The sequence below is a fragment of the Gordonia sp. SMJS1 genome (assembly GCF_029866425.1).
Classification (GTDB): Bacteria; Actinomycetota; Actinomycetes; order Mycobacteriales; family Mycobacteriaceae; genus Gordonia; species Gordonia hongkongensis.
Genome location: NZ_CP123381.1, coordinates 1,730,494 through 1,746,053 on the forward strand (window position 1 = coordinate 1,730,494; position 15,560 = coordinate 1,746,053).

Here is a 15,560-nt window from a genome sequence, read left to right on the forward strand (position 1 = left end):
ATGAACGCCCTCACTGAAGACGACCTGATCATCGCGCTCGAGAAGGCTCTTCCCGAGATCGCCGAAGACCACCAGTCGGCCGCGGCTCCGTGGAATCCGCACGACTGGGTGCCGTGGGACGACGGACGCAACTTCGGGTTCCTCGGCGGAGCGGATTTCGATCCGTCGGAGGCCTTCCTGTCCGATGAGGCACGTGCGGGACTGCTCGCCCTCCTGCTGACCAAGGACAACCTGCCGTCGTACCACCGGGTGCTGGCCAAGCACTTCCCGGCCTTCTCCGACTGGCGACAGCTCGTGGGCGTGTGGACCGCCGAGGACAACCGCCACGCGATCGTCCTGCGCGACTACCTCGTCGTCCGGCGCGCGATCGATCCGGTGGACGCCGAGGAGCGCCGTCGCATCCACGTCACGCAGGGGTATCGGCAGACGCCGGAGCAGGTCGAGCCACTCGGCCCGCTCGACGTGCTCGCGCTGATGGCGGTACACGAGAACCAGTGCGTCCACTTCATCAAGCGCCTGTCCGCGGTCGCCGGCGACGAGGCACTCGTGGAGATCCTGACGAAGATCTCCAACGACGACCAGGGCCAGGCCACCACCTTCGGCGCGTTCCTCAACGCCGGCATTGTCGCCGACCAGGACGCCACCGTCCTCGCCATCGACCGGGCGCTGGCCCTCGACGAGCCGATCGGCCACGACATCGCCGACTTCGACGCCGAGCGCGCACTCATCGCCGACTACGAGAACGCCGAGGTGAAGGCGGCCATCGCGGCGGCCCTGGCCGACGCGGTCAAGCTCGACACCGTCTCCGGTCTCGGTGAGGAGGCGGAGGCCGCGCGCACCCGCATCCTCGCCCGCACCGGCCGCTGACGACTCGCGCCCAGTACGAACACGGCGCCACCGGGACGACGAAAGTCCTGGTGGCGCCGTGTTGCGTCTCCGGTGGAAACGATACGGCGGTTTACCCACAATTCACGCCGACACACCGGATTCCGGCGCGCCGCCAACGATTTTCGCGCGTACGTTGGCGAGTGACGGACCGCGGGGAAGCGGTTCGTTCGGGAGGTTCAATTCGTGGTTTGTGCGAGCAACGCGAGGGGACCGGCCCCGGTCCTCGTCCACCTCGGCTGACGCCGGGACAACGGACAACTGGACCGGCCGGTCGACCAACACTGGTTTGTGCGGGAGCCGCACGAACGTAGGAGCCCCACGTGACCACACGCACCTACGTCCTCGATACCTCCGTGCTGCTGTCCGATCCCTGGGCGGTCATGCGTTTCGCCGAACACCACGTCGTGCTGCCACTGGTGGTCATCAGCGAACTCGAGGGCAAACGTCACCACCACGAACTCGGCTGGTTCGCGCGTGAGGCGCTGCGCATGCTCGACGACATGCGACTCGAACACGGCCGGCTCGACCTGCCGCTCGAGATCGGCGACGAGGGCGGCACCCTCCAGGTGGAGCTCAACCACACCGACCCCGCCGTGCTGCCCGCCGGCTTCCGCACCGACTCGAACGACTCCCGGATCCTCGCCTGTGCACTGAACCTGCGCGCCGAGGGCAAGGACGTGACCCTGGTTTCGAAGGACACACCGCTGCGGGTGAAGGCCGGTGCGGTGGGCCTGGCCGCCGACGAGTACCACGCGCAGGATGTCGTGGTCTCGGGGTGGTCGGGCATGACCGAACTCGATGTCGCCACCGCCACGGTCGACACGTTGTTCGCCGAGGGCGTCGTCGACCTCGACGAGGCACGCGAACTGCCGTGTCACACCGGTGTTCGACTGCTCAGCGCCACGTCGAGTGCCCTGGGCCGGGTGAACGCGGACAAGCGGGTGCAACTGGTCCGCGGCGACCGCGAGGCCTTCGGACTGCACGGACGGTCGGCCGAGCAGCGGGTCGCCCTCGACCTGCTCCTCGACGAGAGCGTGGGAATCGTCTCGCTCGGCGGCAAGGCCGGTACCGGAAAATCGGCGCTCGCGCTTTGTGCGGGACTGGAAGCGGTCCTGGAACGGCGTACCCAGCGGAAGGTCGTCGTGTTCCGGCCGCTGTACGCAGTCGGCGGACAACAGCTCGGCTATCTGCCCGGTAGTGAGTCCGACAAGATGGGTCCGTGGGCGCAGGCGGTCTTCGACACGCTGGAGGGGCTCGCGTCGCCGGAGGTCATCGACGAGGTCTTGAGCCGCGGCATGCTGGAGGTGCTGCCGCTGACGCACATCCGCGGGCGGTCGCTGCACGATTCGTTCGTCATCGTCGACGAGGCGCAGTCGCTGGAGCGCAACGTGTTGCTCACCGTTCTGTCCCGCCTGGGATCGGGATCTCGCGTGGTGCTGACCCACGATGTCGCGCAACGTGACAATCTCCGCGTGGGCCGCCACGACGGCGTCGCCGCGGTCATCGAGAAGCTGAAGGGACACCCGCTCTTCGCGCACATCACGCTCACCCGCAGCGAGCGGTCGCCGATCGCCGCACTCGTGACCGAGATGCTCGAGGAGTTCGCGCCGTAGGGTCGGCGCGACCTCTGGGTTCCAATTGCTCGGTGGCCGTAAGGATTTCGCCGCCGGAAACTCGAAGGCCGCGTCGACACCGGAAGGGAGTCGACGCGGCCCTCGTGTGTCAGATCAGGCGGTCGGCGGTTCGATCGGGGTGAAGTCGCGGAGCGAATTCAAGAGGTCGACGATGGCGGTGAGCAGTTCGACGTTCTCCAAGGATGTCATTGTTCTCCCTTAATCGAATGGCTATCCGTTTCGACGGCCGCCTTTATTCGACGCCGTCGTTCGCAACAGTAATGATCTGATAACAAACGCGCAAACAAAGTCCAAGAGAATTCGACCCATTTCTCAGATTGATTCGTCGAATGCGTTTTTGTACTGCATTTCGAATCATGGCAATTCGGTGTTTTCGTATCGAGAAATCGACCTCGACCGCGTGAATACGGCTTCTGTCCATACGCCGACCGGCTCGTCGCCGACACCTGATCCGAACCGCACCGTGACCAGGACGTGACTCATGGTCTCTTGCGCACTGTCAGACTGGCATGGTGCAGAAGTTACTGATGAGGCGAATGAGACTGTTGGGACTGTTGGTGATCGCGGTGCTCGCCGCGATTGTCGGCGGCGCCGGGCAGTCGGTCGCCGCCCCGGAGACAACTACACCCGAGACATCCACGCCGGGGACGTCCACCACACCTAGTCCGGGAACGACGCCCGGGTCGGGCATGCCGCTGCTCGACGGCATTCTCGACCAGCTCGCCGGTGGGACCGGGTCGGACGACGGCACCGGCGGTGCCGGTGCACCCGGGGCGGGTGGGCCGACGAGCCAGATGATCGTGGTGACCGCGCCGAAGGCGTCCGACACCACCGCCACCCTGACGGCCTTCGACCGGGGCGCCGACGGCAGTTGGAAACCCGTCATCGGCCCGACGAAGGCCTACCTCGGTTCGCTGGGCATGGGCGAGCCGAAGGACGACGTCCACCGGACCCCGCAGGGCACCTTCCCGCTCGACCAGGCCTTCGGCCGTGCGGAGAATCCCGGGACCAAGATGCCGTATCGCAAGGTCGACCAGCAGGACTGGTGGGACTCGAACATGAAGTCGCCGACCTACAACACGCACGTGCGTCAGCCGCAGAGCCCCGGTGGGGACAGTGAGAACCTCTACAACTCCGGCCCGGTCTACGACTACGCGGTCAACATCGCGCACAACCCGCAACGCACCCCGGGTCGGGCGTCGGCAATGTTCCTCCACGTGACGAACGGTGAACCGACGATGGGCTGCGTCGCGATCGAACGCGAGCTGATGAAACAGATCCTCGTGTGGCTCGATCCGGCCAAGAGCCCGAAGATCACCATCGGTGTCAACCAGGGTGCACCCGCGGGCGACGCGCCCGGAGCAACCCCTCAAACCGCTCCGGGCACGACGCCGGGGACGACGCCTCCCACCACCTCGGGTGTTCCGGGTGCCGACGTCCTGACCGGTCTGCTCTCGCAGCTCGTCGGCGTGGTTCCGGCCCTCTTCGGGCTCGGCGGTCAGGCGGGCTGATCGGTCCGGCCGGGCCGGGCGCGAACGTCGGACAAACTCATCCGGGCACATCGGCAGCCGGGGCACCACGTGGCCTCGGTGCTGATGTGCCACCCGTTGACCCGGGCGAGATCGTCCAGATCGGACTGGCGGAGCGGCGTACGGATCGCGAACGCGCGTCCGCAACTACCGCAGTGCCGGTCGGAGGGGGAAGTTCCGGTTTCCACGAATGCGGAAACAACTGTTATCTCGATGGACCTTCTCTGTCACTTGTTGGGGCGTCGGGCCGCACTCGTCCGAGAGCCCTCCCTGTCGGACGAGCGACCATTTCAGTGTCGGCTTATGTGACGTAGATCTCAAGAGTCGAATGACACATCGTTCGATCGACCCTCCGCGTGGCGCTTCAGCGTCGTCGGTCGCGGTTCGCGGTCTTCGCCGCGTACACCGCCGCTTGGGTCCGACGCTCCATGCCGAGCCTGCCGAGCAGTCGCGAGACGTAGTTCTTGACGGTCTTCTCGGCGAGATGCATCCGCGCGGCGATCTGCCGGTTGGTCAGGCCCTCGCCGAGAAGGGCCAGCAGCGTCCGATCCTGCTCGCTGAGTCCGTCGTCCGCCGGTTCCGCGGCGTCCTGCCGGGCGCGTAGCCGATCCATCAACGCCGCCGCGGCGCGGTTGTCGAGCAGAGACCGGCCGGCGCCCACCTCGGCGATCGCACGCGCCAGTTCCATCCCGGTGATGTCCTTGATGACGTATCCGCTGGCCCCGGCCAGGATGGCGTCCATCATCGCCTCGTCGTCGGTCAGTGAGGTCAGCATGAGGCAACGCAGGCCGTCCACCCTGCTGAGGAGCTCACGGCACAATTCGATGCCGTTGCCGTCCGGAAGCCGGACGTCGAGCACGGCGACATCCGGAGACACCGCGGGAATGCGCGCGAGCGCCTGCGCGACGCTGGCGGCCTCGCCGACGACCTCCACGTCGGAAACGGAGTCGAGCAACTCGACGAGTCCCCGTCGGACGATTTCGTGGTCGTCCACCAGGAAAACCCTGATCATGCCGTCTCCCTCCGGATCGGACACCTGAATCGGATTGTAGGACGGGCCGGACGAATTCGACGAATGTGTGCAGGTCTACCAAATGTCATCGCTCGTGTCCCAACCCGAGCGAAACCGCGTTCGAACTCGAAGTGCAGCACCCGGAAATGAACCTGACTATGATCCGGTACATGGTTTCCGAATTCTCGGAACTGGATCCGAGATCGCTCGAATTGCAGAAAGCGCTGTCGCAGATGCGTTTGCGCGAACTGCTCGACGAGGTCTCCGACCGGATCAGCCAGATCGCCGAAGTACGCGATCAGACCGACGGACTCCTGCAGGCGATGCTGGTCGTCAGTTCCGGACTCGATCTGGAAACCACCCTCGAATCGATCGTGGCGTCGGCGATCCGTCTCGTCGACGCCGAGTACGGGGCGCTGGGCGTGCTCGGGAGCGGGCATCATCTGTCCGCGTTCCTCTCCCAGGGCATCGATGCCGAGACCCGGGTACTCATCGGCGACCTGCCCACCGGCGGTGGCGTCCTCGGTCAGCTCATCGACCAGCCCGAGCTCCTGCGGTTGTCCGACCTGTCCGAGCACCCCGAATCGGTGGGTTTCCCCGCCAACCACCCGCCGATGACGAGTTTCCTGGGCACGCCGATCCGGGTCCGCGACGAGATCTTCGGCAATCTCTATCTGACCGAGAAGAGGAACGGCGGCGTCTTCACCGAGGACGACGAGGTGGTCATCCAGGCACTGGCCTCGGCTGCCGGGATCGCGATCGACAACGCCCGGCTCTACGCGCAGGCGCAGAACCAGCTGGCCTGGATCGAGGCCAACCGCGACGTGATGACCGAGTTGCTGACCGGCGCCGATCATCAAGACGTCCTCGAGCAGATCGCGCGGAAGGTGCTGACCCTGGCCGATGCCGACCTGGTCTTCATCGCCGAGCCCCACGACACCGAAGAGCCTGTGGAGCTGATCGACGAACTGGTGATCACGGTCGCCGAGGGAGAGGACGGACACGTCTTCCGCGGCCAGAGCATCCCCATCACCGGGTCGACCTCGGGGACGGCATTCGTCCAACGACGGCCCGTGCTCCGGAATCACCTGGAGTACGACGTCGGCGATTCGACGCGCTACGGGCCGGTCATGGCCGCGCCGCTGCGGACCATCGATTCCACACGAGGCGTGTTGATCGCCATGCGGGCTGACGGGCGGGAGCCGTTCGCCCGGGATCTCCTCGGGCTGTGCGCCGACTTCGCCGACCAGGCCGCACTCGCGATGCAACTGGCCACCGCGACGTTGCAGGCCCATCACATGCGCGTGCTCGAAGACCGTGAGCGCATCGCGCGCGACCTCCACGATCACGTGATCCAGCGGATCTTCGCCGAGGGGCTCAGCCTGCAGGCGACGCTGCAGCGCACCCACTCACCCGATATCCGCTCGCGACTCACCCGGTCGATCAACAACCTCCAGGACATCGTCCAGGAGGTGCGCTCGACCATCTTCGACCTGCAGACCGAGGACATGACGGTCACGCGGTTGCGGCAGCGCGTGCAGGAGGTCATCGACCAGCAGATCGACGATCTGCCGATCCAGATGCACGTGCGGACCTCGGGTCCGCTGTCCGTGGTCGATCGCCCCTTGGCCGAGAACGTCGTCGCGGTGATACGCGAGGCGGTCAGCAACGTCGTGAAGCACGCCCGGGCCACGACGGTGACGGTGTCGATCACGGTCGCCGACGAGCTGGTCGTCGAGGTCATCGACAACGGCATCGGGCTGCCGGCGGACGTGACTCCGAGCGGTCTGGCCAACCTCGCGCTCCGGGCCGAGAAGGCCGGCGGGGCGTTCACGACGACCCCGCCGCCGGGCGGCGGTCTCGCGCTGCGGTGGTCGGCGCAGCTCTAGTGGAGACACCCCACTAGGGGGCATCCGCCTCGGCCGGTAGTCGCCATGCCGACATGCGCTCGGTCAGCCAGGCGACCGTTTGGAGTCCGGTGAGCACTCCGAAGAGCACGAGCAGCCACACGGACAATCCGATGACCGCGCAGACGGCGAATGCGGCGAGGAAAGCGACGAGAACGGCCGTGAGAGTGATGACGGTCCCCCTGGGAGAGCTTGCACCGAACGGTGTGCGGAGAGATTGACCCTCACACCATCCACCGGCGTCGCGCCCGCCGGGAGGGGCCGAAGGTCACCGATCCGAGGGGCCAAGGAAACGTCGGGTCGTCGCCGCTGCCGCTGCTGATGCGCGGCGGGTCGTGCCGACTCAGGCGGGCCGACCCCGTTTGAGCTCGAAGCCGGTCACATGACGGGCATCGCCGTCCCGCGGCGCGGTCGCCATCTCGATCTGCGCCCGCGCCTGGTCGAGGACCGGGGTGTCCGGATCGAGGACGGAGAGGTAGCGGTCGTGGGCGGCCAGTGCGCGAACGGCCGTGTCGAGTTGTTCCTCGACCTCGACGCCGTGGGTCGCCGCCGGACCGTTCTCGAACAACCACGACGGCGGGGCTTCCAGGGCGTCGTAGGCCTCGAGGACCGCCGCGGCGAACTCCATGTGGTCGCGTTGATTGGGCATGCCCGGCGCCCACTCGGGTCCACCGAAGAGCGAGACGATCACCTGCGGCCGCACCCGTTCGACGGTCTCGGTGATCTTGTCCCGCAACTCCGGCACGTTGCGGATGTCACTGTCGGGGAACCCCCAGAACTCCACCTCGTCCACGCCGACGATCGACGCGGACGCGCGCTGCTCCGCTTCCCGCAGGGGGCCGCACTCGGCGGGCGGCAGACCCTCGATGCCCCGCTCGCCGCTGGAGGCCAGCGCGTAGACGACGCGGCGGCCCTCGCCGGTCCAACGGGCGACGGCCGCCGCCATCCCGTACTCGGGGTCGTCGGGGTGGGCGACGAGCACGAGCGCGGTCTGCCAGTCGGTGGGGAAGGGGAGCAGCTGCGCCGTCACGGTTCTCAGCGCTCCCGGTCGAGATTGGCCATCTTCAGCACGTCGAGCCGGGCGTCCAGTTCGTCCTCGGTCAGCTTCTCGCCGACCAGGCCACGTTCGAGGACGGTCTCGCGGATGGTCTTGCCCTCCTTCAGTGCCTGCTTGGCGACGGCCGCTGCCTCCTCGTAGCCGATGGCGCTGTTGAGGGGGGTGACGATCGACGGCGAACTCTCCGCGAGCGTGCGCAACCGCTCGGTGTTGGCCTGCAAACCGGTAATACAGCGGTCGGCGAACAACCGCGAGACGTTCGCGAGCAGCTTCAGGGACTCGAGGACGTTGCGCGCCATCATCGGGATGTAGACGTTGAGTTCGAAGGCGCCGTTGCCGCCGCCCCAGGTGACTGCGGCGTCGTTGCCGATGACCTGCGCCGCCACCTGCGTGACAGCTTCGGGCAGAACGGGATTGACCTTGCCCGGCATGATGGAACTGCCCGGCTGCAGGTCGGGGAGCAGGATCTCGCCGAGCCCGGTGAGCGGACCCGAGCCCATCCAACGGACGTCGTTGGCGACCTTGGTCAGCGACACCGCGACGGTCTTCAACTGGCCGGAGAGTTCGACGAGCCCGTCACGGGCCGCCTGCGCCTCGAAGTTGTCCTTCGCGAGGGTGAGTGACTCGACGCCGGTGAGCGACACGAGTTCGGCGACCACCTTGGTGCCGAAGCCATCTGGCGCATTGAGGCCGGTGCCGACCGCGGTACCGCCGATGGGCAGTTCGCCGACGCGCGGGAGGGCGGCGGTGATGCGCTCGATGCCGGCCTCGACCTGACGCGCGTAACCGCCGAATTCCTGTCCGAGCGTGACCGGTACCGCGTCCATCAAATGCGTGCGCCCGCTCTTGACGACCTCACGCCATTCGGTTGCCTTGTCGGCCAACGTCTTCTGCAGATGTTCGAGCGCCGGGATCAGGTCGGTGACGGCGGCCTCGGTGGCGGCGACGTGCGTCGCCGTCGGGAAGGTGTCGTTGGACGACTGGGACATGTTGACGTGATCGTTCGGATGCACCTCGACGCCGTTGGACTTGGCGATCGACGCGATGACCTCGTTGGTGTTCATGTTCGAGCTGGTGCCCGAACCGGTCTGGAACACGTCGATCGGGAACTGGTCGTCGTGGCGTCCGTCCGCGATCTCGGTGGCCGCGGCGACGATCGCGTCGGCCTTCTCCTTGTCGAGCAGACCGAGGTCGGCGTTGACGGTGGCGCAGGCCGCCTTCAGCAGTCCCATCGCCCGGATCTGGGTCCGTTCGAGGGGGCGTCCGCTGATCGGGAAGTTCTCCACGGCACGCTGCGTCTGTGCCCGCCACAGGGCGTCGACGGGTACCCGGACCTCGCCCATGGTGTCGTGCTCGATGCGGTATTGCTCGCCCTGCGCGTCGGTCTGTGTTTCCTCGGTCATCGGCGTGCCTACTCCTTTGATCGAATCCTTATGCCGCTCAGCGGGACGTTGACGGCCCCACTCGGGTCGGTGAAAAAGTCGTTGCCCTTGTCGTCAACGACGATGAAGGCGGGAAAATTCTCGACCTCGATCTTCCACACGGCCTCCATGCCGAGTTCGGGGTACTCGATGATCTCCTGGCTCTTGATGCAGTCGAGCGCGAGACGTGCCGCGGGCCCGCCGATGGAGCCGAGGTAGAAACCGCCGTGCGCGCCGCACGCCTCGGTGACCTGCTTGGATCGATTCCCCTTGGCCAGCATGACCATCGAGCCCCCGGCGGCCTGGAACTGCTCGACATAGCTGTCCATCCGGCCTGCCGTCGTCGGACCGAACGATCCGGAGGCCATGCCTTCGGGGGTCTTCGCCGGCCCGGCGTAGTAGACCGGGTGGTCGCGCAGGTAGTCGGGCATCGGCTCGCCGGCATCGAGGCGTTCCTTGATCTTGGCGTGGGCGATGTCGCGCGCGACGACCAGCGGTCCGGTCAGCGACAGGCGCGTCTTGACCGGATACTGCGAGAGTTGCGCGAGGATCTCCGGCATCGGGCGGTTGAGGTCGACCTCGACCACCTCGCCACCCGAGATGTCCTCGGCCACACCGGCTGCGGGCATGTAGCGGGCCGGATCGGTCTCGAGCTGCTCGAGGAACACGCCGTCGGCGGTGATCTTGCCGAGGGCCTGACGGTCGGCCGAGCAGGAGACCGCGATCGCCACCGGGCACGACGCACCGTGGCGGGGCAGCCGGACCACGCGCACATCGTGACAGAAGTACTTGCCGCCGAACTGCGCCCCGATGCCGAACGACTGGGTCAGCCGGAAGACCTCCTCCTCGAGCTCGAGATCGCGGAAACCGTGCGCCGACATCGAACCCTGCGTGGGCAGGTTGTCGAGGTAGTGCGCCGACGCGTACTTGGCGGTCTTGAGCGCGAATTCGGCTGAGGTGCCGCCGATCACGACGGCCAGGTGGTACGGCGGGCAGGCCGCGGTGCCCAGCGAGCGGATCTTCTCGTCGAGGAACTCCAGGATGCTCGTCGGGTTCAGGATCGCCTTCGTCTCCTGGAACAGGAACGACTTGTTGGCGCTGCCACCGCCCTTGGCCATGAACAGGAACTTGTACTCCGGACCCTTGGGCCCCTGCTCGGTGGCGTAGATCTCGATCTGGGCGGGCAGGTTCGAGCCGGTGTTCTTCTCCTCGTACGTCGTCAGCGGGGCGAGCTGCGAGTACCGCAGGTTGAGCTGCGTGTAGGCGTCGTAGACACCGCGGGAGATGGCCTCGGCGTCGTCGGTGCCGGTCAGGACCCCTTCGCTCTTCTTGCCCATCACGATGGCGGTGCCGGTGTCCTGGCACATCGGCAGCACGCCGCCGGCGGAGATGTTGACGTTCTTCAGCAGGTCAAGGGCGACGAACCGGTCGTTGCCCGAGGCCTCCGGGTCGTCGATGATCTTGCGCAACTGCGCGAGATGAGCCGGGCGGAGATAGTGGCTGATGTCGTGCATGGCCTCCGCGGTGAGCCTCCGGATGGCCTCCGGGTCGACCTTCAGGAAGGTCCGACCGTCGACGGAGAACGTGGACACACCCTCGGTCGTGATCAACCGGTACGGGGTCTCGTCGGCGCCGGTCGGGAGCAGATCGGAGTAGAGAAACTCGGGGGCTGAGGCTGGTTTACTCACGGACCGCATCGTATCGCCCACGACATCGGCCCCACGCCAGAGGTTGACTCGTGAAGTCACCGGTGTTGGTGTGGGGCCGATGTCGTGTCTCAGAGATCGATTCGGGAGTAGCCGCGGAGCTTGGCCGGCTTGTGGACGGCCTCGATGCGGCGGACGGTGCCGGACTTCGAGCGCATCACCAGCGACCGGGTCGTCGCGCCATTGGGCCGGTAGGTGACGCCGCGCAGCATGTCGCCGTTGGTGACCCCGGTGGCGCAGAAGAAGGCGTTCTCGCCGCTGACCAGGATGTCGTTGGTCAGCACCCGGTCCAGGTCGTGGCCGGCATCGATGGCCTTCTGACGCTCTTCGTCGTTGCGCGGCCACAGCTTGCCCTGGATCTCGCCGCCCATGCACTTCATCGCGACGGCGGTGATGATGCCCTCGGGAGTGCCACCGACGCCCATCAGCATGTCGACGGTGGAGTAGTCGTCGGCGGCGGCGACCGCACCGGCGACGTCACCATCGGAGATGAGGCGGATCTTGGCGCCGGCCTGCCGGATCTCACCGATGAGATCGGCATGACGAGGACGGTCGAGGACGATCACGGTCAGATCGGCGACGTCGATGCCCTTCGCCTTCGCGACCGAGTTGATGTTCCACTCGACGGACTCGTTGATGTTGATGGCGCCCTTGGCCTCGGGTCCGACAGCGATCTTGTCCATGTAGAAGACCGCCGACGGGTCGTACATCGTGCCGCGCTCGCTGACCGCGATCACCGAGATCGAGTTGGGGCGGCCCTCCGCCATCAGCGTGGTGCCGTCGATGGGATCCACGGCGACGTCACAGTCGGGGCCTTCGCCGTTGCCCACCTCTTCGCCGTTGTAGAGCATCGGCGCCTCGTCCTTCTCGCCCTCTCCGATGACCACGACACCGCGCATCGAGACCGACGACAACAGTTCGCGCATCGCGTCGACCGCCGCGCCGTCGCCGCCGTTCTTGTCGCCACGACCGACCCAACGACCGGCCGCGAGTGCAGCCGACTCGGTCACGCGGACCAACTCCATCGCGAGGTTGCGGTCCGGGGCCTGATGGGTGCTGACGGTCATGGGCAATCGACTCCTCTGTTCGGCGCGGGTCGACTCCAGCGGCGCCGAGTGATGGTGGCGGTGGTCTCGACCACCATCCTTGCATGTCACACCGGGCATTCGGTCAGTGACCCTGCTGGTGGGATACTCGGCGCCATGGCAGACAAACCCCGCATTCTGAACAACGGCAAGGACATGTTCTGGTCGTTGGTCCCGTTGCTCGCGCTGTGTGCGCTGGTGGCGATCGCGTCGGGGAATTGCTCGATCGGGGCCTCCAAGGACGTGGCCGACAGCAAGCTACCGCCGTTCGACGTGGTCAGCGCATTGAACGCCGACGCCGCCCAGCTCCCGTTCCCGATCCGTCGCCCGCCGACGCCGGAGGGCTGGCGGCCCAACTCCGGTTCCTCGGACGCGATCGAGGGGCACCGGGTCAGCACGGTGGGATGGCTCAGCAGCGACGGCGCCTACGTCCAGCTCAGTCAGTCCGATGCGCCCGAGGACGTGTTCGTCCCCTACCTCGGCGGCGGTAGCGGGGGTGATTTCGCCGACATCTCCGGTACCGGTACGCGCCAGGCGGGCGGGCGGCAGTGGGTGACCTACGAGACGTCGGAGGGCAAGCGGTTCTGGATCACGGACCTGGGCAAGGTACGCATCGCGGTCCTGTCGCGCGGCAGCGACGCCGACATCGAGACGATCGCGTCGTCGGTCGTCGCCCAGCAGCCGCTGCAATTGGGGTAGCGCACTACTCGTGAGGACCCGGCCCGGAGTTCCTAGCGTCGTCGGCAGGAGGCGCTCATGGATGGGGGATCGGGGTTCGGCTTGCATCTCGTGTGGGCCAGGCTCGTGCTCGTCGCGGCCCTCGTGCTGCTCGTGGTGACCGTTCCGGTGCAACGGGCGGGCGCCATCGATGCGCTGACCGACCCGCGATCCGGGACCGTGGTGCCCGCACCCGGTCTTCCGTACATCGTCGGGCTGCCTCCGGATTCCGCTGTGGGGCGGCCGCTTTCCTCCTTGTCGAGGGGTGGGGAGGATCGTCGGCCGGTCCTCGCGCGGGTCGGTGCGCGACCGACCGCCGTGCACACGCGCATCAGTGTTCTCGACCGCGAGGCGCTCACCCGGTTCGACTGATCGGTCTCAGTCGTCCTCGGGGTCGTCGGGGTCGGAGCCGGTGCTGATGACCGCCTCGATGCGCTCGCGGGCACCGCGCAGGTGCTCCTCGCAGCGGGTCGCGAGGGCCTCGCCACGCTCCCAGAGCGCCAGCGAGGCGTCGAGGTCGAGTCCGCCGTGCTCTAGGGTGGTGACGATCTCGGCGAGTTCGTCGCGTGCTTCCTCGTAGCCGAGTTCCTCGATCGGAGTGGATGATTCGTCGGTGCTCACGCATTTCCTCCGTGTTCCGGCATGGTCGTGGGTTCGTCGACCCGGGCGGTTGCGGCGCCGTCGGCGACCCGGATGCGCAGGGGTGCACCCGCCGGCAGGTCCGCGAGCGTGCCGACCACATGAGGCGGGTCGGTGTCGGTGCGCTGTACCACCGCGTAGCCGCGCGCCAGGGTCTGCGCGGGACCGAGTGTCGACAGGCGCGCGCCGAGATGGTCGGTACGTCGTTCCTCGGAGTCGATGTGGCGCAACACATCTCGGCGCAAGGCGCGGACCAGCTCGGCCACTTGCCCGGCTTCGGAGTCCACGAGCACCCCGGGACGGGCGAGCACCGGCCGCGCCCGCAGCGCGGCGACGACGCCGGACTCGCGGCGCACCCAGTTGCGCAGGGCCTGCGCGCTGCGTCGACGCAGATCCGCGATGCCCGCGAGTTCGGCCTCGACGTCGGGAACGACCCGTTTCGCCGCATCGGTCGGAGTGGCGGCGCGCAGATCCGCGACGAGATCGAGCAGTGGATTGTCCGGTTCGTGCCCGATCGCGCTGACGACCGGGGTCCGGCACCGCGACACCGCGCGCAGCAACGCCTCGTCGGAGAACGGGAGCAGGTCTTCTACGCTGCCGCCGCCGCGCGCGATGATGATGACCTCGACATCGGGGTGGGCATCGAGGTCGGCCAGGTGGGTCAGGATGCGGGCGACCGCCGTCGGCCCTGCACGGGGGCCTCGCGGATGTCGAAGCGCACGTTCGACCATCGAGCGGTCGCGACACTCACGACGTCGTGCTGCGCTGCGCTCGCGCGGCCACTGATCAGGCCGACGGCGCGCGGCAGGAACGGCAGCGGCCGTTTGAGCCGTGAATCGAAGAGGCCCTCGGCGGCCATGAGCTGTCGCAGCCGTTCGATGCGCAGCAACAGCTCGCCGATGCCCACGGCCCGGATCTCGCTGACCCGCAGCGACACCGTGCCGCGCCCGGTGTAGTAACTCGGCCGGCCCAGGACCACCACGGAGCTGCCGTCCGTCAGCGGGACCTCGGTGCGTGCCAGCAGGTCGGGGCTGCATGTCACCGAGATCGAGATGTCGGCAGCGGGGTCGCGCAGGGTGAGGAACGCGGTGCGGGTCCCCGGCCGCCGGCTGATCTGGGTGACCTGTCCTTCGACCCAGATCTGTCCGAGCCGATGGATCCAGTCGGCGATCTTGGTGTTCACCGTCCGGACCGGCCAGGGATGCTCGGCCGAGTTCGGTGACGAGGAACGTCGCGGTGTGTCGCTCGTGTCGGCCCCGGTCACGCTTCGGTGGAGCGCTTGTTCTGCGCGGCGATCCGGTTCTCGAGCATTGTCACGAACGGCGCGCGGTCGCGGCGGGATTTCTCATAGTCGACAAGTGCGATCAGGTCCTCGACGGCGACCGACCGCAGACGGGCCCGGAGTTGCGCGAGGGTGAGGGTGTCGTAGTCGATGAGCTCGACGATCTCGGGCCCGGAGCCGTCGGCGGAACTCACCGCCTCGGTGCCCGGCACCTCGGCCGCGACGACCTCGTCGGGGGTCGAGCTGTACAGCGCGAACCGCCCGGCATCGGCGCGCGGCGGTGCGGCGAGATCGGCGTCGGCGGCCGCCTCCTCGATCTCCTCGTCGATGGTCGTGGGCGACGGGGTCGTCGCGGCGGCCTTCGGCTTCTCGTCCTGCACAGACGTATCGGTGGTCTCCGCGGGCGCGGCGGGCGTGACCGGGTCGGGACCCGCTGCGTCGTCCTCGTCGAAACGTGCCCACTCGGGCTGTTCGTCGGGCCGGTCGAAGAGCATCTCCAGGGCGGCGTCGCCCTTGATGGCCAGTTCGGCGATGTTCTGTTGCGCCCGCATACCGGCCTGGAGGGTCTGGCTGATGGCGGTCATCGGCAACGTGATGAGCAGCGCCGGGAGTTTCCGTGTCTCCTCGAGGGCGGTGACGATCAGACCTGCGGCTATCCGGGCGGGGTACGGTGCGCGATCCAT

At 67.4% G+C, this 15,560-nt stretch carries 13 protein-coding genes and 1 pseudogene; 6 read left to right on the forward strand and 8 right to left on the reverse strand.

Annotation, left to right across the window (positions count from 1 at the left end):
• The 3 genes from QAD21_RS07930 to QAD21_RS07940 all read left to right on the forward strand — a co-directional run bounded on the left by QAD21_RS07930 (nucleotide 1) and on the right by QAD21_RS07940 (nucleotide 4,033).
• Nucleotides 1–867 (forward strand): acyl-ACP desaturase, encoded by an 867-nt coding sequence (locus QAD21_RS07930; RefSeq protein WP_068970154.1) that lies wholly within the window; start codon nucleotides 1–3, stop codon nucleotides 865–867.
• Between the two features lie 341 nt (nucleotides 868–1,208).
• A complete protein-coding gene (locus tag QAD21_RS07935; protein WP_058250725.1) occupies nucleotides 1,209–2,501 on the forward strand; it encodes a PhoH family protein in 1,293 nt (430 codons plus the stop codon).
• A gap of 557 nt (nucleotides 2,502–3,058) precedes the next feature.
• Nucleotides 3,059–4,033 (forward strand): L,D-transpeptidase family protein, encoded by a 975-nt coding sequence (locus QAD21_RS07940; RefSeq protein WP_068970155.1) that lies wholly within the window; start codon nucleotides 3,059–3,061, stop codon nucleotides 4,031–4,033.
• A gap of 382 nt (nucleotides 4,034–4,415) precedes the next feature.
• On the opposite strand, the gene QAD21_RS07945 is transcribed toward QAD21_RS07940, so the two are convergent.
• Complete coding sequence (locus QAD21_RS07945) at nucleotides 4,416–5,063, reverse strand: response regulator transcription factor (RefSeq protein WP_068970176.1); 648 nt, start codon at nucleotides 5,061–5,063, stop codon at nucleotides 4,416–4,418.
• Between the two features lie 170 nt (nucleotides 5,064–5,233).
• On the opposite strand from QAD21_RS07945, the gene QAD21_RS07950 reads away from it, so the two are divergent.
• Complete coding sequence (locus tag QAD21_RS07950; protein WP_068970177.1) at nucleotides 5,234–6,952, forward strand: GAF domain-containing protein; 1,719 nt, start codon at nucleotides 5,234–5,236, stop codon at nucleotides 6,950–6,952.
• Nucleotides 6,953–7,313: 361 nt separating this feature from the next.
• On the opposite strand, the gene QAD21_RS07955 is transcribed toward QAD21_RS07950, so the two are convergent.
• The 4 genes from QAD21_RS07955 to glpX form a co-directional block, all read right to left on the reverse strand.
• Nucleotides 7,314–8,000 (reverse strand): PIG-L family deacetylase, encoded by a 687-nt coding sequence (locus QAD21_RS07955; RefSeq protein ID WP_068970156.1) that lies wholly within the window; start codon nucleotides 7,998–8,000, stop codon nucleotides 7,314–7,316.
• A 5-nt stretch (nucleotides 8,001–8,005) separates the two neighbouring features.
• Nucleotides 8,006–9,430, reverse strand: coding sequence for a class II fumarate hydratase (locus QAD21_RS07960; RefSeq protein WP_137809247.1), 1,425 nt, complete (start codon nucleotides 9,428–9,430; stop codon nucleotides 8,006–8,008).
• Nucleotides 9,431–9,438: 8 nt separating this feature from the next.
• Nucleotides 9,439–11,136: a fumarate hydratase gene (locus QAD21_RS07965; protein WP_068970178.1), complete on the reverse strand. Its 1,698-nt coding sequence runs from the start codon at nucleotides 11,134–11,136 to the stop codon at nucleotides 9,439–9,441.
• An 89-nt stretch (nucleotides 11,137–11,225) separates the two neighbouring features.
• On the reverse strand, nucleotides 11,226–12,221 hold the full coding sequence (glpX, locus tag QAD21_RS07970) for a class II fructose-bisphosphatase (protein WP_065629922.1): 996 nt from the start codon (nucleotides 12,219–12,221) through the stop codon (nucleotides 11,226–11,228).
• 135 nt (nucleotides 12,222–12,356) lie between these two features.
• On the opposite strand from glpX, the gene QAD21_RS07975 reads away from it, so the two are divergent.
• Both QAD21_RS07975 and QAD21_RS07980 read left to right on the forward strand, forming a co-directional pair.
• Nucleotides 12,357–12,938, forward strand: coding sequence for a DUF4245 domain-containing protein (locus tag QAD21_RS07975; protein ID WP_068970157.1), 582 nt, complete (start codon nucleotides 12,357–12,359; stop codon nucleotides 12,936–12,938).
• Nucleotides 12,939–12,995: 57 nt separating this feature from the next.
• Entirely contained in the window at nucleotides 12,996–13,328 is a 333-nt protein-coding gene (locus tag QAD21_RS07980; RefSeq protein ID WP_068970158.1) for a hypothetical protein, read from the forward strand.
• 6 nt (nucleotides 13,329–13,334) lie between these two features.
• Here QAD21_RS07980 and QAD21_RS07985 read toward each other — a convergent pair whose 3' ends face one another.
• The 3 genes and pseudogenes from QAD21_RS07985 to QAD21_RS07995 form a co-directional block, all read right to left on the reverse strand.
• Nucleotides 13,335–13,577 carry an exodeoxyribonuclease VII small subunit gene (locus tag QAD21_RS07985; RefSeq protein WP_068970159.1) on the reverse strand — a complete coding sequence of 81 codons (243 nt, stop codon included), beginning with the start codon at nucleotides 13,575–13,577 and terminating at the stop codon, nucleotides 13,335–13,337.
• Nucleotides 13,574–14,859 (reverse strand): annotated as a pseudogene (gene xseA, locus QAD21_RS07990) (exodeoxyribonuclease VII large subunit). Before xseA ends, QAD21_RS07985 begins: the two are co-directional and overlap by 4 nt.
• Nucleotides 14,856–15,560 carry a lipid droplet-associated protein gene (locus tag QAD21_RS07995; RefSeq protein ID WP_137809246.1) on the reverse strand — a complete coding sequence of 235 codons (705 nt, stop codon included), beginning with the start codon at nucleotides 15,558–15,560 and terminating at the stop codon, nucleotides 14,856–14,858. The pseudogene xseA and the gene QAD21_RS07995 overlap by 4 nt, the downstream one beginning before the upstream one ends.

Coding starts and splice junctions, on each gene's coding strand:
- QAD21_RS07995 (WP_137809246.1), bottom strand. CDS start 15,560: ATGGATCGCGCACCGTACCCCGCCCGGATAGCCGCAGGTCTGATCGTC.
- QAD21_RS07945 (WP_068970176.1), bottom strand. CDS start 5,063: ATGATCAGGGTTTTCCTGGTGGACGACCACGAAATCGTCCGACGGGGA.
- QAD21_RS07940 (WP_068970155.1), top strand. CDS start 3,059: ATGAGACTGTTGGGACTGTTGGTGATCGCGGTGCTCGCCGCGATTGTC.
- glpX (WP_065629922.1), bottom strand. CDS start 12,221: ATGACCGTCAGCACCCATCAGGCCCCGGACCGCAACCTCGCGATGGAG.
- QAD21_RS07960 (WP_137809247.1), bottom strand. CDS start 9,430: ATGACCGAGGAAACACAGACCGACGCGCAGGGCGAGCAATACCGCATC.
- QAD21_RS07980 (WP_068970158.1), top strand. CDS start 12,996: ATGGATGGGGGATCGGGGTTCGGCTTGCATCTCGTGTGGGCCAGGCTC.
- QAD21_RS07930 (WP_068970154.1), top strand. CDS start 1: ATGAACGCCCTCACTGAAGACGACCTGATCATCGCGCTCGAGAAGGCT.
- QAD21_RS07975 (WP_068970157.1), top strand. CDS start 12,357: ATGGCAGACAAACCCCGCATTCTGAACAACGGCAAGGACATGTTCTGG.
- QAD21_RS07950 (WP_068970177.1), top strand. CDS start 5,234: ATGGTTTCCGAATTCTCGGAACTGGATCCGAGATCGCTCGAATTGCAG.